Raw genomic sequence first — 19,317 nt, forward strand, 5'->3', positions numbered from 1 at the left:
CATTCAGCGGTGCGGAAGGCGACACGCCGGTGTCGATGTTGCTCGCGACTGCTCTGTTCGTGCGGTTCTGTAGTCGATGGCGCAACTGTTGCGCGGCGTGGCTGCGGGACACGAGGGACTGATGTGACTAGCGTGGCGATCGCAGATTTGTAACTGCCGGTGGCCAGGGGGAGGTGGCGAGGAATGCCCAGTTCGTTGATCTTCGCTGCGCTGGCGGCGGCCTGGTTGGTCGTGCTGGTGCCGATGTTCGCCCGCCGCCGGCAGGAAGTGTCCAAGACCACCGATTCCGCGCTCGCCGCTCGAGTCGTGCGACGCGGCAGTGATCGGCGACCGGCGAGGTCCGGAGCCGCGACAACCGACAGGGTGGAGGTCGGGATGCCTGAACCCGGGCTGGACGTGGACGAGCAGGACGTGGACGAGACCTTCGAGGAGTACGACGAGGACTGGCAGCCCGTCAACGGCGAGGACGTCCGGGCCGGTCGTCGCTACCGTCCGGGCCGGGGTGGCTACGACCCCGAGGCCGCTGCGCTCGTCGCGCGCGCCAAGTACGCCCGCAGGCAGCGCATCGTCCTCACGATGCTGCTGCTCGCGCTGACCACCGGGCTGCTCGCCGGCATCGCCTGGACGGTCCTGTGGTGGGCGCACGCCGCCGTCGACCTGTCGCTGGTCGGATACCTCACCTACCTGCGCCGCCAGGTCCGGATCGAGGAGGACATCCGGGCCCGCCGTCTCGCCCGCATCAACGGCGAGCGCGAGCTGGTGGAGGCCGAGGAGGACGAGGCCGACTTCGACGAGCGCGACGACTACCGCCACGACGATCTCGACGAGGACTACGACTACGTCGGTGACCCGGAGTTCGACGAGCTCGGCGAGTTCGTCGAGGACTACGAGGAGGAGGTCGAGGCCGACCGCAGGACGGAGGCCGACCGCCGGCCCCAGCCCGTCTCCGCCGAGGACCGCGCCGCCGACATCCGTCCCGTCGTGCCCGGCGTCCGGGTTGAGATCGACGACGAGGACCCCATGTTCGACGAGCTCGACGAGCGCACCTGGGAGCCCTACCGCAGGGCGGCGGGTGAGTGATCCTCTCGAAGAGGGGGGTGTCGCAGGACCTCGATCCGGGGCTTGCTAAGCTTTCGACACAACAAAGCCGGAGGGCTTGAAACTCCGGTGAGGGGCTGTAGCGCAGTTGGTAGCGCGTCTCGTTCGCATCGAGAAGGTCAGGGGTTCGATTCCCCTCAGCTCCACAGCACGATCGGGCGGTGCTGTTCGCGAATCAGCGAACAGCACCGCCCGTTTTGCGTTCAGCCACCACCAATCGCCCACCTGCTGGAGCAGCCCGGCGCGATCAGTGCTGGAGCATCCCAGTTTTAGTCCAAACCGAGCCATGATCATGTCCGAAATGTCCGCTCAGTTTGGACTAAAACTGGGACCTGCCGTGGAGGGCTCTAGGAGCAGCGGAGGGTGTGGGAGGGGGTGTGCCGTAGGTGCGGCGGTATTCGGCTGCGAAGCGGCCGAGGTGGGTGAAGCCCCAGCTGTGGGCCGCGTCGGCGACGGTGTCGACCTGTCCGCTGAGCAGGTCCGCGTGCACCCGGCGCAGCCGGATCGCGGTGAGCTCCTGCGTCGGGGTGCGGCCCAGGTAGCGGCGGAAGCCCTGCTGGAGCCGTCGAATGCCGACGCCTGCCGTGCGCGCCAGCTCCGAAGCCGTCCACTCGTGCGCGGGATCGGCCTCCATCGCCTCGACCACCCGGGACACGATCCGCGGCCGCATCTCGCCGTGCGCCGTCTCCTCCGGGAAGCAGGCGGTGACGAACGCGGCGGACAGCGTGCCCGCCAGCCTGCGGCACACGCGCGCATCGCTCGCCAGGTCCGGGTTGACCAGCGCTTCGGTCCCGATCGAGGTCAGCAGCGCCATCCAGGTCCGGCCCCCGCCCGAGCGCAGGTCCAGCTGGGCGGGCATGCGCTCGACGCGCGAGCCGACCAGGGACGCGACCTCCTCGGCGAGGTAGTCGCGGTCGACGCGCATCCCGACGATGGAGCAGTCCGCCGACCAGCGCGTCATCCGGGTCGGCTGGTCCGGTGGGCACACCGTCGCCTGCCCGTCGAGCGAGAGGACGTGCCTGCCGCCGACCTGCGCTTCGAGGATCCCGCTGCGCGGCACGTTCACCGCCCAGGCACCGGGGTGGTCCGATTCGACCGCGACCTCCGAGCCCCAGCCGATGCGCGCCAGCCGGAGCGGCCCGAGGTCGACGGCCCGCAGCTCAGCAGGGCCGGACGACCGGGTCTTGACCGCCAGCGCGTGCGGGAAGTAGGCGCGCGCCACCGAGGCGGAGAAGCCGTCCAGCTCCTCGCCCGAGGCCATCAGCGCGCCAGCAGGTCCCATACCACTCCTTCGTGATTGGCCGATCGTACGCGGTCAGACGTGTCCCACGTGACGCCGAAATCCGCTCCGGTTCGCAATCCGGATGGCGCCTTCGCCGAGTGGATCGCCAGGCCCTTCGTGCGCTCCTACTGTCACCGGACACCGCATCACCGCAGGTCTTGACTCTGCAAAGGAGCAGCACATGGATCAGCGCACCCTGCGATCGACCTTCGGCCGCTTCGCGACCGGGGTCACCGTCATCACCTGCCGCACGCGGGACGGGCGGTACCACGGCGCGACGGTCACGGCCTTCACCCCGATCTCGCTCGATCCGCCGCTGGTGCAGGTCGCGCTGACGCGCAAGGCCAAGGCCACCGGGCACCTGGAAGGGGCGGCGTTCGCGGTCAACGTGCTGGCCGCCGACCAGGTCGACGCGGCCATGCACTTCGCGGGACGTCCGGGACCCGACCCGCTCCCGTGGCTCGACAGCGGGGGCGTTCCCGCGCTGGCGGGCACCGCCGCGACCCTCGTCTGCGATCCGTGGCGCGCCGATGACGGAGGCGACCACGTGCTGTTCCTCGGCGAGTGCGTCGAGGTCCGGACGAGCGAGCGAACTCCGCTGCTGTTCCACGACAGCGCTTTCCACCACCTCGGCCGACGCACGTCCGACACCGTCTGGCTCGGCTGCCAGGACGACCCGCACGCCGGCTGGTTCGACGAGACCGCCCGGTTCGAGCCCGCGCCGAGCCGCTGAGAACGCCCCCACTGAGATCGAAGGAGAAGCAGATGACCGACGCCCTGTCCTCCGCGAACGACGAGTCCGCGACGAGTGCTCCCACGACCAACCCGGCGGCGGACGCCCCTGCCAACCAGCAGAAGAACTTCGCTTCGCGGCCGATGACGGGTGACGAGTACATCGAGAGCCTGCGTGACGGCCGGGAGATCTACCTCCACGGCGAGCGGGTCAAGGACGTCACCGAGCACCCCGCCTTCCGGAATCCCGTGCGCATGACCGCGCGCCTCTACGACGCGATGCACACGGGGCCGCACGTCGACACCCTGACCGTGCCGACCGACACCGGCAACGGCGGCATGACGATGCCGTTCTTCAAGACGCCGACGTCGTCGGCCGACCTGATCAAGGAGCGGGACGCGATCGCCCAGTGGGCGCGCCTGACCTGGGGCTGGATGGGCCGCAGCCCCGACTGCAAGGCGAGCTTCCTGGGCACCCTGCACGCCAACAAGGAGCTCTACGCGCCGTTCCAGGCCAACGCCGAGCGGTGGTACCGGGAGTCGCAGGAGAAGGTCCTCTACTGGAACCACGCGATCATCAACCCGCCGGTGGACCGGCAGCTCGCCGGACGAGGTGGGCGACGTCTACATGAAGGTGGAGAAGGAGACCGACGCCGGGCTGGTGGTCTCGGGCGCCAAGGTGGTCGCGACCGGGTCGGCGATCACCAACTACAACTTCATCGCCCACTACGGCCTGCCGATCCGCAAGAAGCAGTTCGCGCTGATCTGCACCGTGCCGATGGACGCTCCGGGCATCAAGCTGATCTGCCGTCCCTCCTACACCGAGCAGGCCGCCCGCAACGGCACGCCGTTCGACTACCCGCTGTCGAGCCGCATGGACGAGAACGACACGATCTTCGTCTTCGACAACGTGCTGGTGCCCTGGGAGAACGTCTTCATGTACGGCGACGTGGACCGGGTCAACTCGTTCTTCCCGCAGTCGGGATTCCTGCCCCGGTTCACCTTCCAGGGCTGCACCCGGCTGGCGGTCAAGCTCGACTTCATCGCCGGTCTGCTGATGAAGGCGCTCGACGCGACCGGTTCCGGCGGCTTCCGCGGGGTGCAGACGCGGGTCGGTGAGGTCATCGGGTGGCGAAACCTGTTCTGGTCGCTCACCGAATCGATGGCGCGCGATCCCGAGCCGTGGGTGGGCGACGCCGTGATCCCCAAGCTGGAGTACAGGCTGACCTACCGGATGTTCATGATCCACGGCTACCCGCGGATCAAGGAGATCATCGAGCAGGACGTCGCCTCGGGCCTGATCTACCTGCCCTCCGGCGCGGCGGACTTCCAGAGCCCCGACGTGCGGCCGTACCTCGACAAGTACGTCCGCGGTTCCCACGGCATCACGGCGGTCGACCGGGTCAAGGTGATGAAGGCGCTGTGGGACGCGATCGGATCCGAGTTCGGCGGGAGGCACGAGCTCTACGAGCGCAACTACTCCGGCAACCACGAGAACGCGAAGGCCGAGCTCCTGTTCGCCGCGCAGAACCGCGGCGGCGTCGACCAGATGAAGGGCCTCGCCGAGGAGTTCCTCGACGAGTACGACCTCGACGGCTGGAAGGTCCCGGACCTCTTCTGAAAGGCCGGTCCGCGCAGCGGGCGCCGAACCGCGGTCGGTTCGGCGCCCGCTGCGCGGCCTGAACTCGACATTGCGCGGGCGCGGTCCACTACCGTGTCGGCGTGACTCCTGCTCGCGTCCTGGTGCGTCATCTTCCTGCGTTCTTGAGGGCCGACGTCCGGCTGGAGGACGTGGAGGGGAGGGTCCTCGGGGACCTGACGCGGGTCGTCGTCGCCGCGGTGGTGGTCGTGGCGAACCTGATCGGGACCGTCGTGGTCCTCGCGCTCAACCTCGTGGTCATCCCGCTGCCGCCGAACGGCAAGCTGCCCAACGGTTTCTACATCCTGGCCGCGGCCGCGTACCTGCTGCTCGCGGCGCTGATCGGCGTCGTCGCGGGGATCCGCGGCCAGCGGAGCCTCCACCGGTGGCTCGTCGACGGTGGTCCGCGCACGGCCCGGCTGCCGGCGGCGGTCCTCGGGCTGCCGCTGCGGGTGTTCTGGCTGCAGGTCGTGCTGTGGATCGGCGGTGCCGTCGTGTTCGCCACCTTCGAAGCGGGCCGTGACGTGGAACGCGGCGTGTGGGTCGGCGTCATCGTGGTGCTCACCGGCGTGACCACGGCCGCGTGCGCCTACCTGCTGACCGAGCGGCTGCTGCGCCCGGCCGCCGCGCGGCTGCTCACCGGGGTCGACCCGAACGACCTGCGGGTCGGGCGCGGTGTCGCGGTGCGCAGCGTCCTGGCCTGGGCGCTGGGCAGCTGCGTGCCGATGGCGGGGTTGTTCGTCCTCGGCCTGCGCACGCTGGCTCCCTCGCAGGTCACCGACACCCAGCTCTCGGTGGCGATGGTGGCGCTGGCCGGGACGGCTCTGGTGGTGGGGCTGTGCACCGCGTACCTGGCCGCTCGGGCGACCGCCGATCCGATCAACGGTGTCGCCGACGCCCTGGCCGAGGTGCGGCGGGGACGGTTCGACCTCCGGATCCCCGTGTACGACGGCACCGAGATCGGGCGGCTGCAATCGGGCTTCAACGAGATGGTCGAGGGATTGGCCGAGCGGGAGCAGATCCGGTCGGCGTTCGGCACCTACGTCGATCCGGCCATCGCCGACCACATCCTCCGGGAGGGCACCGATCTCTCCGGTGAGGAGGTGGAGGTGTCGATCATGTTCATCGACATCCGCGACTTCACCGGGCTCTCCGAGACCATCTCCGCGACCGAGATCGTCGGCACGATCAACCGGCTCTTCGAGCGAGCCGTGCCGGTGATCCGGGAGCACGGCGGTCACGTCGACAAGTTCGTCGGCGACGGACTGCTGGCGGTGTTCGGCGCTCCCCGGCGCGTCGCCGACCACCCGAGGCGGGCGGTGCTGGCGGCGCTGGCGATCGCGGAGGCCGTGCGCGAGGAGTTCGGCGGTGGCCTGTCGGTCGGGATCGGGGTCAACACCGGGACCGTCGTGGCGGGCAACGTCGGCGGTGCGGGGCGTTTCGAGTTCTCCGTCATCGGTGATCCGGTGAACGTGGCCGCGCGGATCGAGGCCGCGACCCGGCGGACCGGCGACACGATCCTGATCTCCCAGCGCACCCGCGAGCTCGTCGCCGACCTCGCGATCGAGCTCGGCGAGCGGCCGGACCAGGAGCTGAAGGGCAAGTCCGAACCGGTGTCCCTCTACGCCGTGCGGGCGTAGAGGTCACGAGGAGCTCGACGGGCCGCTGGATTTGTGATTTGAGCAGTTGCTAATGTTTGCAATTGCTGACCTGTTGTGTTCAGGTGTGCGGCGTGGCGGATCGGTCCGGCACGCGATCGCAACCGCATCGAGGGGGAGCCGGATGAGCACGCCGCTGTACCAGCTGAAAGCGGAGTTCTTCAAAACGCTGGGACATCCTGCCCGGATCCGGGTCCTGGAGCTGCTGTGCGAACGCGAGCACGCCGTCTCCGAAATGCTCCCCGAGGTCGGGATCGAATCGGCGAACCTCTCGCAGCAGCTGGCGGTGCTGCGCCGAGCCGGGCTGGTGACCACGCGCAAGGAAGGTTCCGCCGTCTACTACTCGCTGACCAGCCCGCACGTGGCCGAGCTGATGTCCGTTGCGCGGACGATCCTGACCAGAGTGCTCAGCGGTCAGGCCGAGCTGCTCAACGACCTGCGCAGTCCTGGCGAGTCGACGAGCGCGTGAGCTGCGGTCATCCCGTCGCACCGGGGTCCTGCGGCGCGGCGGGGTGATCGCTCCCCTCGGACGAGGAAGTGGGAGCACCCTGTGTTGAACCTGTGGCGCAAGATCCGCCGGACGGGACGGGTCGCCGAACCCGCGCCGCCGCGCGGCGACGAGCCCGCCCTGGCGCCGGAACTCGGTGGCTCGGTGCAGATCCGGCACGTGGACGCCGGGTCGTGCAACGGCTGCGAGGTCGAGATCGCCTCCGCGTTCGGGCCCGTGCACGACGCCGAGCGCTACGGCGCCCGCCTGGTCGCGTCACCTCGTCATGCGGACGCGCTGCTGGTGACCGGCCCGGTGACCCGCAACATGGCGGAGCCGTTGCGGCGGACCTACGAGGCCTTGCCTGAGCCGAAGTTCGTGGTGGCCGTGGGTGACTGCGCGCGCAACTGCGGGGTGTTCGCCGAGGCCTACGGCGTCGCCGGCGCCGTGCGCGACGTCGTGCCGGTCGACGTGGAGATCGAGGGGTGCCCGCCCCGGCCGGAGGAGATCGTCGACGGACTGCGGAAGTTGACCGGCCGATGAACCTCGTCTCAGCAGGTCTCGGTGCCGCCGCTGCCGCAGGTGCGCTGAGCGCGATCCTGGCCCTGATCACTCCGCGCGGACCGCGTCCGCTCCTGGTCGGCGCGGGCACGGCCGTCGTCGGGACCGGCGGTGCGCTGGCCGGGGTGGGAGCCCTGGCCGGGCAGACCTACTCGATCGAGATCCCCGCGCTGCTCCCGCTGTTCGGCACGTCGTTCGCCGTCGACGCGCTGAGCGGGCTGTTCCTCGTGGTCACCGGGGGTGTCGCGATCGCGGTCGCGGTGTACGGGATCGGCTACGCCCGCCACGGGCTCGACGGCCGGGTCGTACAGCTGATGGTGCCGCTGTTCGTGCTGGCCATGCTCCTGGTCCCGGTCGCCGCGAGCGCGGGCACGTTCCTGGTGTGCTGGGAGCTGATGGCGCTGACCTCGTTGGTGCTGGTGCTCTCCGAACATCAGCGCCGCGAATCCGTGGCCGCCGCCGGGCGCTGGTACGCGGTGATGACGCACCTGGGCGTGGTGGCGATCCTGATCGGATTGCTCGTGCTGGTGGCGCATTCCGCCGATGATTCGTTCCCCGCCCTGCGCGCGGCCGCCGCGACCCTGCCGCCGCCGGTGTCCGGCACCGTCTTCGCGCTGGTGCTGGTGGGATTCGCCTCCAAGGCGGGGATCGTGCCGCTGCACGCGTGGTTGCCGCGGGCGCATCCCGAGGCGCCGAGCCACGTTTCGGCTCTGATGTCCGCGGCGATGGTCAACCTCGGCGTCTACGGCATCGCCAGGGTCGGTTTCGACCTGCTCGGCGGCGGTCCCCGGTGGTGGTGGCTGCTGGTCCTGGTGCTCGGAGCGCTCTCGGCGGTCTACGGGATCCTGCAGGCCGCGATGAGCAGCGACCTGAAGCGGCTGCTGGGCAATTCGACGACCGAGAACATGGGGCTCGTGCTGGTCGGGGTCGGTGCGGCCGGTCTGTTCGCGAGCGCGGGCCAGGACGTGCTGGCAGGGGTCGCGTTGTCGGCCGCGCTGCTGCACGTGATCAACCACGCCGCGTTCAAGTCCCTGCTGTTCCTGGCCGCCGGTTCGGTGCTGCACGCGACCGGCAGCCGCGATCTCGACACCCTGGGCGGGCTCCGAGCGGGAATGCCGGTCACCACGCTGGGTTTCGGCATCGGAGCGCTGGCGGCTTCGGCGTTGCCGCCGGGCACCGCCTTCGTCAGCGAATGGCTGCTGCTGCAGGCCCTGATCCACGGTCTGCCCGCCTCCGACGCGGCGACGGCGATCGTGATGCCGTTGGCGGTCGCGGCGGTGGCGCTGACCGCCGGGCTGGCCGTGGCGACCTTCGTCAAGGCCTTCGGCGTCGGCTTCCTGGCCCGGCCGCGCAGCGAGGCCGCGTCGAACGCGACCGAGAGCCCGGTCGGCATGCTCGCCGGGATGGGCTTCGCCGCGGCCGCCTGCGTCGTCCTCGCGCTGGTGCCGAGCGTCGTCCTGCCCGCGGTCGGTGCCGCGAGCACCACGGTGCTGGGGACCGGTCGTCCGGCTGTGAGCGGGCTGGTGGAACTGCGGTTGAACGGGATCGCGGGGGCGCTCTCGCCCTCGCTGCTCGCCGTCGCCCTGCTCGTGGCGAGCGTCGCCGTCGTGGGTGCGGTGCGCGCGGTCGCGGCCCGGCGCGCCCGGCGAGCCGCGCGGCTGTGGGACTGCGGCGCGGGACCGATGTCCGCCCGCACGGAGTACACGGCGACGTCGTTCGCCGAGCCGCTGCAACGGGTCTTCGACGACGTGGTGCAGCCCGAGCGCGACATCGACGTCACCCACCACCAGGAGTCGAGCTACCTCGTGCAAGCCGTGGAATACCGCCAGCGCGTGCCCGATCGCCTCGAGAAGCGGCTCTACGAACCGGTTCTGCGGCTGCTCACCGCGTGGGGCGGTGCGGCCCGGCGGTTGGCGACCGGCAGCGTGCACCGCTACCTCGGCTACGGCTTCTACACCGTGTGCGGCCTGCTGATCCTGCTGGTGGTGATCCGATGAACGCGCTGGGAATCATCGGCGGAGCGTTGCAGTGCGCGCTCGTCGTCGCCGGATCGCCCTTCCTGGTCGGCGTGATGCGCCAGGTCCGGGCCCGCCTGGAAGGCCGGGCAGGCGCGGGAATCGGTCAGCCGTGGCGGGATCTGCGCAAGCTGCTGCGCAAGGAGTCGATCTCGCCGCGCGGCACCAGCGAGGTGTTCCGCGTCGCGCCGGTGCTGCTGGTGTCCACGACCGCGGTCGTCGCGATCGTGGTCCCGTTCGTGACGACCGCCTCCGCGGTGGACCCCGTCGCGGACCTGTTCGCGGTGGTCGCCCTGCTCGCGCTGGGCACCGTCGTGCTGGCGCTGGCGGGGCTGGACACCGGAACCGCGTTCGGCGGCATGGGCGCGAGCCGGGAGATGACCATCATCGCGCTCGTCGAACCCACGCTGCTGGTGTCGATCTTCGCGCTGTCGGTGCGCGTCGGCTCCACCAACCTGGGCGCGATCGTGACCTCGACCCTGCACGACCCGGCGCGGGTGATCTCCCCGGTCAGCCTGCTGGCGGCGGTCGCCCTCTCCGTGGTGATCATCGCCGAGACCGGGCGGCTGCCGGTGGACAACCCCTCCACGCACCTGGAGCTGACGATGGTGCACGAGGCGATGATCCTGGAGTACTCCGGACGGGACCTCGCCCTGATCGAGTGGGCGTCGGCGATGCGGCTGACCGTGTTCCTGGGACTGCTGGCCACCCTGTTCGTCCCGTGGGGCATCGCGACGAGCGCCGCGCCCCTCGTCCTGCTCGGCGGTGTCGCGGCCTTCGCGATCAAGGTGGCGCTGCTCGGGCTGCTGCTCGCAGCGGGCGAGGTGTTCCTGGCCAAGCTGCGGCTGTTCCGGGTTCCCGAGCTGCTGGCGGGGTCGTTCCTGCTCTCGCTGCTGGCCGTGGCCGCGTCCTTCTTCCTCGCCCAGCCCCACTGATGGGAACGATCATGACGACCGAGCGAGAAGTGGCCCCATGAGTCCCGATCTCTACGTCCACCTGCTGGATCTGGCCTGCGGCGTCCTGCTGCTCACCGCCGTGCTGGTGCTGTGGCGCCGGGAACTGGCCGTCATCATCCGCGTTTTCGCGGTGCAAGGTCTGGCGCTGGCGGCGCTCGTCGCGGTGCTGGCCGCGCACGAGGGCTCGATCGAGCTGGGAGTCGTCGCGGCCGGGATCCTCGTGCTGCGGGCGGGAATCCTCCCCGCGCTGCTGCGACGCGCTCTGGCGGCGGCGGGGGAGGAGCGCCGGGAGACCCGGCCGCTGGTCAACGTCGCCTCCTCGCTGCTCGCCGCCGCCGGACTGACGCTGCTGGGCTACGCGGTGTCCCAGCCGCTGGTGGCCCTGGCCCCGTCGCCGGCGACGCAGGCCGTCGCGGTGGGCATGACCGTCGTGCTGATCGGGTTCTTCGTGCTGGTCACCCGGCGACGCGCGCTGTCCCAGCTGGTCGGGTTCCTGCTGATGGACAACGGGATCACCGCGGTCGGGTTCCTCACCACCTCCGGGGTGGGGCTCGTCGTGGAGCTGGGGGTGTCCCTGGACGTGCTGCTGGCCGTCCTCGTCCTGCAGATCCTGACCACGCGGATGCGGGACACCTTCGGAGACACCGATCTCGACGAACTGAGGGAGCTGCGCGACTGATGACCACCCTCCTGCTCCTCGTCCCCGTCGGAGTCCCCGTCCTCGCGGCCGGCATCTACGCGCTGGTGGGGTGGAACCGGATCACCGCGTGGCTCAGCGCCACGAGCGCGGGCGTCGTGCTCGCCGCCGCGATCGCGGTCGCCGCGGCCGTCGTCGCCGGCGGACCGCTCGCCGCCCTGGCCGGATCGGTGCGGGCCGATGCGCTGAGCGCGTTCATGCTCGTCGTGATCGGCGCCGTCGGGCTCCTGGCCACCGCGGGGACACCCGGCCACCTGCGCACCGAGATCGACGCCGGGCGGGCGAGCGCGCGCACCGCGTCCCGGCACAGCGTGCTGGTCCAGCTGTTCCTGGCGGCCATGTCGATGGCGGTGCTGTCGGCGAGCCTCGGGGTGCTGTGGGTCGCCGTCGAAGCCACCACCATCGTCACCGCGTTCCTCGTGGGACAGCGCCGAACCCGGTCGGCGGTCGAGGCCGCGTGGAAGTACGTGGTGATCTGCTCGGCGGGCATCGCGCTGGCGCTGCTGGGAACGCTGCTGCTCAACTACGCCGCGCAGCACGCGGCTGCCGGGGCCGGGCTCGACTGGGTCGAGCTGACCGCCCTCGCGCACTCCCTCGACCCGGACGTCACCCGGATCGCCGTGGTGCTGCTGATCGTCGGGTTCGGCACCAAGGCGGGTCTGGCGCCGATGCACGCGTGGCTGCCCGACGCGCACAGCCAGGCGCCTGCGCCGGTGTCGGCGCTGATGTCGGGCGTTCTGCTGTCGGTGGCGCTCTACGCGATCCTGCGGGTGAAGGTGATCGCCGACGCCGCTCTGGGCGTCGGATTCGCCCGGACGCTGCTGGTGGTGATCGCCCTGGCGTCGCTGGCGCTGTCGGCGTCGCTGTTGCTGGCCCAGCGCGATTACAAGCGCATGCTGGCGTACTCCAGCATCGAGCACATGGGCCTGCTGGGCTTGGGTGCGGCGATCGGCGGACGGCTCGCGATCGCCGCCGTCCTGCTGCACGTCCTCGGCCACGGGCTGGCCAAGAGCGTCCTGTTCCTCGGTGCCGGGCGGATGCTGCAGATCACCGGGACCAGCAGCATCGACCGGGTCCGCGGTCTGGCCGCCCGGCAGCCGGTGCTGGCCGGGTGCTTCGGGTTCGGCGTCCTCGCGCTCATCGGGTTGCCGCCGTTCAGCCTGTTCGCCAGCGAACTCGGCATCGCACGAGCCGGTTTCGCCGCAGGACTCGGCTGGGCGACGGCCGCCGCTCTGGTCCTGGTCCTCGTGATCGCCGCAGCCCTGGTCGCCCACACCAGCCGCATGGTGCTGGGGGCCGCGCCCGAAGGGCCGGGCGCGGCGAGCGCACCGGGCCGAACCCACCCGGCCGCCGCAGCAGCGCTGGTCGTCGGGCTGCTGGCCTGCGCCGCCATCGGCGTCACCGCCGGTCCGCTGCACCCCTTGCTGTCCTCGGCCGCCGACATCCTCGCGGGAACACCATGAACACACCGGAAGAGCACGCTCACGGCGCATCGGTCGGCTACCGCCGCACCGCGCGCACGATCAGCCCCGAGGAGATCCCGGGGCAGGTGGCGGAGCTGCTGGAAGCGGGGTTCCGGACCGCGCTGATCGCCGGGCACGACGACGGGGACGCCCTGCGCGCCGTTTACCTCTTCACGCAGGCGGACACCGATCGGCGCGTCGAGCTGCACGTGCCGCTCGACCGGGACCACCCGCACCTGCCCAGCGTGGCGGGGTTGTCCTTCCCCGCAGGCCGTTTCGAACGGGAGATGCGCGACCTGTTCGGCATCGTGCCCGACGACCACCCGCTGCCGCACCGCCTCGTCCGGCACTTCCACTGGCCCCGGGGCTGGTACCCGATGCTGCTCGACGCGGGCGCACCACCGGAGTTCGGCGACGTCGACGGGCCCTACTCGTTCCGCGCCGTCGAAGGGCCCGGGGTGTACGAGATCCCGGTGGGGCCCGTGCACGCGGGCATGATCGAACCCGGCCACTTCCGCTTCTCGGTCGTCGGCGAGACGATCCTCAACCTCAAGGCCCGGCTCTGGTTCGTCCACAAAGGACTGGAGAAGCTGTTCCAGGGTCGTCGCCCCGAGGACGGCCTCGAACTCGCCGAGCGCATCAGCGGTGACACGTCGGTGGGGCACGCGCTCGCGTTCTGCCAGGCAGTCGAGGACGCGCGGTCGATGCACGTCCCGGCCGAAACCCGGCGGCTCCGCGCGGTCCTGCTGGAGCTCGAACGGCTCTACAACCACGTCACCGACCTCGGCGCGCTCTGCAACGACGTCGGCCACAGCATCCTCAACGCCCACGCCGGGCGGATCCGCGAGCAGCTGCTGCGCCTCAACGACGACGTCGCCGGGCACCGGCTCCTGCGCGGGTGCGTCCACGTCGGCGGCGCGTCCCTCCGGAACCTGCCCGACCCCGGCCGGCTGGCCCGCATCGGTGAGGACGTCGCCGAGCTGGCCGACCTCGCGCTCGGGCACAGCGTGGTCCGGGATCGCTTCTCCGGCACCGCGGTCCTGACCTCCCAGCAGGCGGCCGATCTCGGCGCCCTGGGCTACGTCGCCCGCGCCAGCGGTCTCGCCGTGGACGCCCGCCACGACCACCCGGTCCTCGACGAGCCCGGGGAGCGCGCCTGTCACGGCGAGGCCGGGGGTGACGTCCTGGCCCGCTTCACCGTCCGGGCCGACGAGATCGCCCACTCCACCCGGCTGATCGCGCGGCTGGTCGAGGCGCTGGACGGCCGGACGGAATCCGGGGGGCGCGCCGAGCCCGGCTCGGGCGCAGCGGGTTCCGGAGTCGGCATCGTGGAGGGCTGGCGCGGGACGATCGTGCACCGGGTCGAACTCGGTGCCGACGGCGCCGCGAGCCGGGTCAAGATCGTCGATCCGAGCTTCTTCAACTGGCCCGCGCTGCCCGTCGCGCTGACCGACACGATCGTTCCGGACTTCCCGCTGACCAACAAGAGCTTCAACCTGTCCTACGCGGGCAACGACCTGTGAACCGCATCGGGTGCTTCGCGGTGTGGGCTCGGATCGGGTTCTGAAGGGAAAGTCGGAGCGAGCATCCCTGTACGAGTGGAACGGATCGCGGTAGGTTTTGGTTCACTCGCGAAAATCACGGATTTCGACTTGGCCATTCGAGCGCGTTCACAATTATCTGTCGGAATGTCGCCCTAGTCTTGCGCGCGGATCGGTGAATGTGCGTTTGCGTTCAATAATGTTCAGGTGTGATGATTTCGCTCCTTTTGGGGGTATGAAAAGACGAGTCCAGAAAGGCAGACTTCGGGATCGATCACGAGAGAGGATCGGCTGCCCAGCGCGGCTGTCCCGTTGTCTCTGGAGGTATCCACATGGTTTCTCGTCGGCGGTTTCTCGGATATTCCGCTGCGGCCCTGTCGGCACCGCTCTGGGCCCAGGCGATCAGCGCTCCGTTCGCCTCGGCGGCGCCGGAAAGCATGAAGTTCGTGCTGCAGAACAACTCCGGTGGACCGGCGAACGCGTACATCGCCGGTTTCTCGGACGCCGAGAAGAAGGCCGTTTTCATCAAGGCGGACGGCACCCCGTACTTCCCCGAGGCCGGCGGTCCCGAGCCCGCGCCGATCGGTGACGACGTCGCGATCCCGGTCGACGGCACCGTCGAGGTCACCGTGCCGCGCATGTACGGCGCCCGCGTGTACTACTCGCTCAACGACACCCTGGAGTTCCAGGTCGTCCAGGGCGCCGACGGCACGACCTCGGTCGTGCACCCCAACTTCGTCTCCAGCGAGGACCCGAACTACGGCAAGGACTGGACCTTCGCGGAGTTCACCCTCAACGCGGAGCAGATCTACGCCAACATCAGCTACGTCGACTTCGTCGCCGCGCCGATCGGGCTGCACCTGACCACGACCGGCAGCGGTGAGCAGGAAGTTCCCGGCATGCCCACCGGCGGCATGGACAAGGTCGCCGAGAGCCTCAAGGGCATGGGCGGCAACTGGGCCACGCTGGTCCAGGAGGCCGACGGCAAGGTCGTGCGGGTGCTCAACCCGAACCACCGCGCCGGCGACTTCGAGGGCTACCTGGAGCCCTACGTCGACGAGGTCTACGCCAAGTACGCGGGCGAGTCGCTGTTCGTCGACACGCAGCGCGAGGACCTCGGCATCATCGAGGGCAAGGTCGAGGGCGAGGAGCTGGTCTTCGGCGGTGAGCGCTTCGCCAAGCCGTCCTCGGTGGACATCTGGGGCTGCAACAGCGGTCCGTTCGCCAACAACCCGGAGAGCGACTCGCAGGAGCGCCTGGCGATCGTGCCGCGGCTGGCGGCGGCGTTCAACCGCACGACGCTGCTGATCAACCCCAACCAGCCGCACGAGGAAGACCCGGCGACGTTCTACCAGAACGAGATCACCAACCACTACGCGCGCGTGGTGCACGAGAACCTGCCCGACGGCAAGGGTTACGCGTTCGCCTACGACGACGTGAGCTCCAACGCCGGTGAGGACCACAGCGGCAAGGTCAACGCGGGCGACCCCGAGGTGTTCACCCTGACCCTCAACGCCCTGCGCTGACGAGCAGGACGCGGGCCGGGCGGTGAGCCGCTGCCCGCTGAGAACGAGTGCGGCGGTGGCCGATCCACGACGTGGGTCGGCCACCGCTGTCGCGTGCGGAAGAATGACCGGCGTGGACGGTTCTGCGATCAGGGATGACGCGATGCGCAAGCGGGGTCGCAAGCAGCAGCGGCCGGATCCCCAGGAGAGCCCGGTCGCGGAGTTCGCCTGGCAGCTGTGCGAGCTGAAGGCGGCCGCGGGCGATCCGTCCTACGACCGGATGCGGGCCGAGTTCGGCGCGATGGCGTCGAAGTCGGCGCTGTCGGCGGCGGCGCGCGGCAAGGACCTGCCGTCGTGGGAGACGACGTGGGAGTTCGTGCGCAGCCTCGCGGTCGGGGTGCTCGGCCAGGACGAGACCGCCGCGCGGCGCGAGTGGTCGAGCCGGTGGGAGTCGGCGCGGACCCCGCTGGAGCCCGAGCCCGAAACCCCTGCGCCCGCGCAGGCGCGACGGCCGAAGTCGCTGGTGGCGGGGGTCGTCGCGCTGCTCGTCGTGGCCGGGGCGGTCTGGTGGTGGTGGCCCGAGGAGCGCCCGATCCCCGGCGACGCGTCGGTGATGCTCAGCGAAACCGTGCCGGACGACACCGAGTTCGCCCGCGGGCAGAACTTCGTCAAGACCTGGGAGGTCCGCAACGTCGGGCGGGAGCCCTGGAGCGGCCGGTACCTGGCGCAGGTCTTCCGCGAAGGCGACGGCGGGTGCACCGCCCCGCAGCGGGTCTCGGTCGGCGAGGTGGCTCCGGGCGAGACGGTCGTGCTGGCCGTTCCGGTCTTCACCGGGCAGCAGCCGGGCCGGTGCAAGATCGCGTGGAAGATGGTCGACGAGGACGGCAGGCAGTACTTCCCGGAAGACCTCCGCCCCGTGTTCTTCGACATCCAGATCCGCTCCTGACCCGCGGGACTCCCCGGCACCCCCTGCAGGTCGAGGAGTCCCGCTCGGGTCGGTGCTCACGCTACTCATCCCGGCGCCCCGAGATCCACGGATGAATGGGCGACGCTGCACTTCGAGCCAATTTCCGGCGTTTCCGCAGTTCACGACATTGACCACGGTCGCCCTCGGTCAAAAGCGCGCCCCAGCGCCGGGCCTCGCGCGCCAGCGGCGGCACCGGCAGACCCGCGGGTAGAGTCAAGTCAACGGTGTTGACTTGATCTGCGGAGGTGGGCGTGAGCGGTGTGCTGAGCGGCAGGAGCTCGATCGGGGAGTGGCTGGAGCACCCCGCGGGACGCCCGCTGATCGAGGAGCTGCTGGCGGCGTCCGGCCGCGAGCCCGCCGACCTGGCGCCGGTGAGCGGCCTGCCGCTGGAGCAGCTCGTCGAGCTCAGCCAGGGCGCGTTCAGCCGGGAAGCCGTCGACGACCTGGTGCTGCGGGCCAACGGCGGGGTCATGCCCGAGGCCGACGCGGCCGCGTCCGGCTGGCAGGAGCGGATCGTGCCCGGCCGGTTCGACGGCAAGACCGTCATCGTCACCGGCGCGGCCTCCGGCATCGGCCGCGCGACCGCTTCCCGGATCGCCCGGGAAGGCGGACGCGTCGTCGCCGCCGACGTCAACGCCGCAGCGCTCGCCGGACTCGGCACCGAGCTCCCCGGCGCGGTCACCGTCGCCGGGGACATCGCGCGGGCCGAGGACGTGGAGCGGATCGTCGCCGCGGCCGGAGAGCGCGTCGACGGGCTCGCCAACGTCGCCGGCGTGATGGACGACTTCAGCCCGCTGCACGAGCTCGACGACGCCGTCTGGGAGCGCGCCTTCCGGGTCAACGTCGACGGGCTGATGCGGCTGACCCGCGCCGTGCTGCCGTCGATGCTGGCGGCGCGCAGCGGGTCCGTCGTCAACGTCGCCTCCGAGGCATCGCTGCGCGGCAACGCCGCAGGCGTCGCCTACACCGCGTCCAAGCACGCCGTCGTCGGCATCACCCGCAACACCGCCTTCATGTACGGGACCTCGGGGATCCGGGTCAACGCGGTCGCGCCCGGCGGGGTGCTCACCAACATCTCCTCGTCGGTCGAGGGGATGTCGGAGTTCGGGCGCGAGCGCACGGGCGGGTTCATCGGGCTGATGCCCCCGGTGGCCACCGCCGCCCAGCTCGCCGCCTCGATCACGTTCCTGCTCAGCGACGACGGGGTGAACCTCAACGGCGCGATCCTGCCCTCCGACGGCGGTTGGTCGGTGCAGTGATCACGGCGTGAGCAGCTGCTGCAGCAGCGCTCCGTAGCGCTCGACCAGGCCGCTGCGGTCGGCGGCCAGCTGCTGGTCGCCGACCACCCACAGCGCGTAGAGCAGCCCGCCGACCAGCGCGGCGGCCGAGCGGGCGCGGTCCTCGGCGTCCGGTCCGCGCATCCGCACCCGCAGCGGCTGCACGAACGACGTCTCGTGCGTCTCGCGCAGCCGCGCGGCGATCTGCGGATTGCCGCTGCCCTGCACCATCGCCAGGTAGATCGCGCGGCTTCGGGTGTCGGAGTCGAGCAGCACCTCCACGAATCGCGCGCCGAGCCGTTCCAGCGGCACGTTCAGCAGCGGTTCGTCGTCGATGCTCAGGTGCATGGTGTCCAGGAACAGCAGCTCCTTGCTGCCGAAGTGCCGGATCACCAGCGCCGGGTCCGCCGAGGCCAGCGAGCCGATGTCGCGGACCGAGGTGTCGGCGTAGCCGCGTTCGGTGAACAGCCGGGTCGCGGCGTCGCGAATCGCCTCGCGCGTCTGGAGTCCCGACCTCCTGGCCATGCGCAAGAGGATATCCGCAGGGGATCTCGCGAGGCCTGCTCCCGCGTAGGATCTGCGGAACTCGAGCGGAGGGAGCGGGGAGCGTTGGAGATCGACAGCAGCACGCCGCAGTCGGCGCGGATCTGGAACTACTGGCTCGGCGGCAAGGACCACTACGCGGCCGACCGGGAAGCGGGCGACGCCGTGATCGCCCAGATCCCGGACATCCCCGAGGGAGCGCGGGCCGAGCGCGCGTTCCTGGTGCGAGCGGTTCGCCACGTGGTGGGGGAGGGCGTGCGCCAGTTCCTCGACGTCGGAACCGGGCTGCCGACCGCCAACAACACCCACGAGGTCGCCCAGCGCCTCGCTCCCGAGAGCCGCATCGTCTACGTCGACAACGACCCGATCGTCCTCGCGCACGCCCGCGCACTGCTGACCAGCACGAGCGAGGGCCGGACCGACTACCTCGACGCCGATCTGCGGCAGCCGCAGGACATCCTCGCCGCGGCCAAGCGCACGCTGGACTTCGGCCGGCCCGTCGGGCTGATGCTGCTCGGCGTGGTCAACCACCTGATGGACGACGACGAGGCGTACTCGGTGGTGCGGGAGCTGGTCGACGCGCTGCCCCCGGGCAGCTTCCTGGTGCTCACGCACTCCACGGCCGAGGTGCACGGCGAGCGGATGCTGCGCGCGATGCGGGAGACCACCGAGCGCGGCGGCACGCCGATCCGGGCGCGCACGGCCGCTGAGATCGAAGGACTGTTCGCCGGTACCGAACTGCTGGAACCGGGAGTGATCAGCTGCTCGCAGTGGCGCCCGGACGTCCCGGGTGAGACGCCGGAGCCGGTCTACCTCTTCGGAGGCGTCGGCCGCGTCGGCTGATTCCGCGGATTCTTCTGCTCAAGGGGTGCGGTGTGCCCAGAGCAGAAGAATAT

At 70.6% G+C, this 19,317-nt stretch carries 17 protein-coding genes, 1 tRNA gene and 1 pseudogene; 17 read left to right on the forward strand and 2 right to left on the reverse strand.

Going from position 1 to position 19,317, the window contains the following annotated elements; all coding sequences use genetic code 11:
• The first annotated feature begins 183 nt into the window (after nt 1–183).
• Nucleotides 184–1,080, forward strand: coding sequence for a gephyrin-like molybdotransferase receptor GlpR (locus tag ACYVF3_RS00140; protein ID WP_461152236.1), 897 nt, complete (start codon nt 184–186; stop codon nt 1,078–1,080).
• A gap of 91 nt (nt 1,081–1,171) precedes the next feature.
• A tRNA-Ala gene (locus ACYVF3_RS00145) sits at nt 1,172–1,244 on the forward strand.
• A gap of 173 nt (nt 1,245–1,417) precedes the next feature.
• Here the strand turns inward: ACYVF3_RS00145 and ACYVF3_RS00150 are convergent.
• Complete coding sequence (locus ACYVF3_RS00150; protein WP_461152237.1) at nt 1,418–2,380, reverse strand: AraC family transcriptional regulator; 963 nt, start codon at nt 2,378–2,380, stop codon at nt 1,418–1,420.
• A 181-nt stretch (nt 2,381–2,561) separates the two neighbouring features.
• Between ACYVF3_RS00150 and ACYVF3_RS00155 the strand changes: the two genes are divergently transcribed.
• The 14 genes and pseudogenes from ACYVF3_RS00155 to ACYVF3_RS00220 all read left to right on the forward strand — a co-directional run bounded on the left by ACYVF3_RS00155 (nt 2,562) and on the right by ACYVF3_RS00220 (nt 17,860).
• A complete protein-coding gene (locus tag ACYVF3_RS00155) occupies nt 2,562–3,113 on the forward strand; it encodes a flavin reductase family protein (RefSeq protein WP_461152238.1) in 552 nt (183 codons plus the stop codon).
• Between the two features lie 143 nt (nt 3,114–3,256).
• Nucleotides 3,257–3,992, forward strand: a pseudogene (locus ACYVF3_RS00160) (4-hydroxyphenylacetate 3-hydroxylase N-terminal domain-containing protein); the annotation flags it as partial.
• 57 nt (nt 3,993–4,049) lie between these two features.
• Nucleotides 4,050–4,733: a 4-hydroxyphenylacetate 3-hydroxylase C-terminal domain-containing protein gene (locus tag ACYVF3_RS00165; protein ID WP_461152606.1), complete on the forward strand. Its 684-nt coding sequence runs from the start codon at nt 4,050–4,052 to the stop codon at nt 4,731–4,733.
• Between the two features lie 101 nt (nt 4,734–4,834).
• Nucleotides 4,835–6,391: an adenylate/guanylate cyclase domain-containing protein gene (locus ACYVF3_RS00170; RefSeq protein ID WP_461152239.1), complete on the forward strand. Its 1,557-nt coding sequence runs from the start codon at nt 4,835–4,837 to the stop codon at nt 6,389–6,391.
• A 142-nt stretch (nt 6,392–6,533) separates the two neighbouring features.
• Nucleotides 6,534–6,878, forward strand: coding sequence for an ArsR/SmtB family transcription factor (locus tag ACYVF3_RS00175; RefSeq protein WP_461152240.1), 345 nt, complete (start codon nt 6,534–6,536; stop codon nt 6,876–6,878).
• An 81-nt stretch (nt 6,879–6,959) separates the two neighbouring features.
• Entirely contained in the window at nt 6,960–7,439 is a 480-nt protein-coding gene (locus ACYVF3_RS00180) for an NADH-quinone oxidoreductase subunit B family protein (RefSeq protein WP_461152241.1), read from the forward strand.
• Nucleotides 7,436–9,454, forward strand: a complete 2,019-nt coding sequence (locus tag ACYVF3_RS00185) for a proton-conducting transporter transmembrane domain-containing protein (protein WP_461152242.1) — start codon at nt 7,436–7,438, stop codon at nt 9,452–9,454. The genes ACYVF3_RS00180 and ACYVF3_RS00185 overlap by 4 nt, the downstream gene beginning before the upstream one ends.
• The gene (locus tag ACYVF3_RS00190) at nt 9,451–10,407 is read left to right on the forward strand and encodes a respiratory chain complex I subunit 1 family protein (protein WP_461152243.1); all 957 of its coding nucleotides are present in this window, start codon (nt 9,451–9,453) and stop codon (nt 10,405–10,407) included. Before ACYVF3_RS00185 ends, ACYVF3_RS00190 begins: the two co-directional genes overlap by 4 nt.
• A gap of 37 nt (nt 10,408–10,444) precedes the next feature.
• A complete protein-coding gene (locus tag ACYVF3_RS00195; RefSeq protein ID WP_461152244.1) occupies nt 10,445–11,107 on the forward strand; it encodes a hypothetical protein in 663 nt (220 codons plus the stop codon).
• Entirely contained in the window at nt 11,107–12,588 is a 1,482-nt protein-coding gene (locus ACYVF3_RS00200) for a proton-conducting transporter transmembrane domain-containing protein (RefSeq protein ID WP_461152245.1), read from the forward strand. Before ACYVF3_RS00195 ends, ACYVF3_RS00200 begins: the two co-directional genes overlap by 1 nt.
• Nucleotides 12,585–14,111, forward strand: coding sequence for a hydrogenase large subunit (locus tag ACYVF3_RS00205; RefSeq protein WP_461152246.1), 1,527 nt, complete (start codon nt 12,585–12,587; stop codon nt 14,109–14,111). The genes ACYVF3_RS00200 and ACYVF3_RS00205 overlap by 4 nt, the downstream gene beginning before the upstream one ends.
• A 350-nt stretch (nt 14,112–14,461) precedes the next feature.
• Nucleotides 14,462–15,655: a glycoside hydrolase family 64 protein gene (locus ACYVF3_RS00210; RefSeq protein WP_461152247.1), complete on the forward strand. Its 1,194-nt coding sequence runs from the start codon at nt 14,462–14,464 to the stop codon at nt 15,653–15,655.
• 142 nt (nt 15,656–15,797) lie between these two features.
• Entirely contained in the window at nt 15,798–16,580 is a 783-nt protein-coding gene (locus ACYVF3_RS00215; RefSeq protein ID WP_461152248.1) for an NBR1-Ig-like domain-containing protein, read from the forward strand.
• Nucleotides 16,581–16,852: 272 nt separating this feature from the next.
• Nucleotides 16,853–17,860, forward strand: coding sequence for an SDR family NAD(P)-dependent oxidoreductase (locus ACYVF3_RS00220; protein ID WP_461152249.1), 1,008 nt, complete (start codon nt 16,853–16,855; stop codon nt 17,858–17,860).
• Here the strand turns inward: ACYVF3_RS00220 and ACYVF3_RS00225 are convergent, their stop codons facing one another.
• Nucleotides 17,861–18,403, reverse strand: coding sequence for a TetR/AcrR family transcriptional regulator (locus ACYVF3_RS00225; RefSeq protein WP_461152250.1), 543 nt, complete (start codon nt 18,401–18,403; stop codon nt 17,861–17,863).
• Between the two features lie 84 nt (nt 18,404–18,487).
• Here ACYVF3_RS00225 and ACYVF3_RS00230 point away from each other — a divergent pair, with 84 nt between their 5' ends.
• Complete coding sequence (locus ACYVF3_RS00230) at nt 18,488–19,264, forward strand: SAM-dependent methyltransferase (RefSeq protein ID WP_461152251.1); 777 nt, start codon at nt 18,488–18,490, stop codon at nt 19,262–19,264.
• Nucleotides 19,265–19,317 lie beyond the last annotated feature (53 nt).

The sequence above is a fragment of the Saccharopolyspora tripterygii genome, assembly GCF_054778355.1.

Excerpts from the sequence above, each read along its gene's own strand:
- ACYVF3_RS00140 (WP_461152236.1), top strand. The coding sequence starts at position 184 with ATGCCCAGTTCGTTGATCTTCGCTGCGCTGGCGGCGGCCTGGTTGGTC.
- ACYVF3_RS00150 (WP_461152237.1), bottom strand. The coding sequence starts at position 2,380 with ATGGGACCTGCTGGCGCGCTGATGGCCTCGGGCGAGGAGCTGGACGGC.
- ACYVF3_RS00155 (WP_461152238.1), top strand. The coding sequence starts at position 2,562 with ATGGATCAGCGCACCCTGCGATCGACCTTCGGCCGCTTCGCGACCGGG.
- ACYVF3_RS00165 (WP_461152606.1), top strand. The coding sequence starts at position 4,050 with ATGTACGGCGACGTGGACCGGGTCAACTCGTTCTTCCCGCAGTCGGGA.
- ACYVF3_RS00175 (WP_461152240.1), top strand. The coding sequence starts at position 6,534 with ATGAGCACGCCGCTGTACCAGCTGAAAGCGGAGTTCTTCAAAACGCTG.
- ACYVF3_RS00185 (WP_461152242.1), top strand. The coding sequence starts at position 7,436 with ATGAACCTCGTCTCAGCAGGTCTCGGTGCCGCCGCTGCCGCAGGTGCG.
- ACYVF3_RS00190 (WP_461152243.1), top strand. The coding sequence starts at position 9,451 with ATGAACGCGCTGGGAATCATCGGCGGAGCGTTGCAGTGCGCGCTCGTC.
- ACYVF3_RS00195 (WP_461152244.1), top strand. The coding sequence starts at position 10,445 with ATGAGTCCCGATCTCTACGTCCACCTGCTGGATCTGGCCTGCGGCGTC.
- ACYVF3_RS00200 (WP_461152245.1), top strand. The coding sequence starts at position 11,107 with ATGACCACCCTCCTGCTCCTCGTCCCCGTCGGAGTCCCCGTCCTCGCG.
- ACYVF3_RS00205 (WP_461152246.1), top strand. The coding sequence starts at position 12,585 with ATGAACACACCGGAAGAGCACGCTCACGGCGCATCGGTCGGCTACCGC.
- ACYVF3_RS00210 (WP_461152247.1), top strand. The coding sequence starts at position 14,462 with ATGGTTTCTCGTCGGCGGTTTCTCGGATATTCCGCTGCGGCCCTGTCG.
- ACYVF3_RS00215 (WP_461152248.1), top strand. The coding sequence starts at position 15,798 with ATGCGCAAGCGGGGTCGCAAGCAGCAGCGGCCGGATCCCCAGGAGAGC.
- ACYVF3_RS00225 (WP_461152250.1), bottom strand. The coding sequence starts at position 18,403 with ATGGCCAGGAGGTCGGGACTCCAGACGCGCGAGGCGATTCGCGACGCC.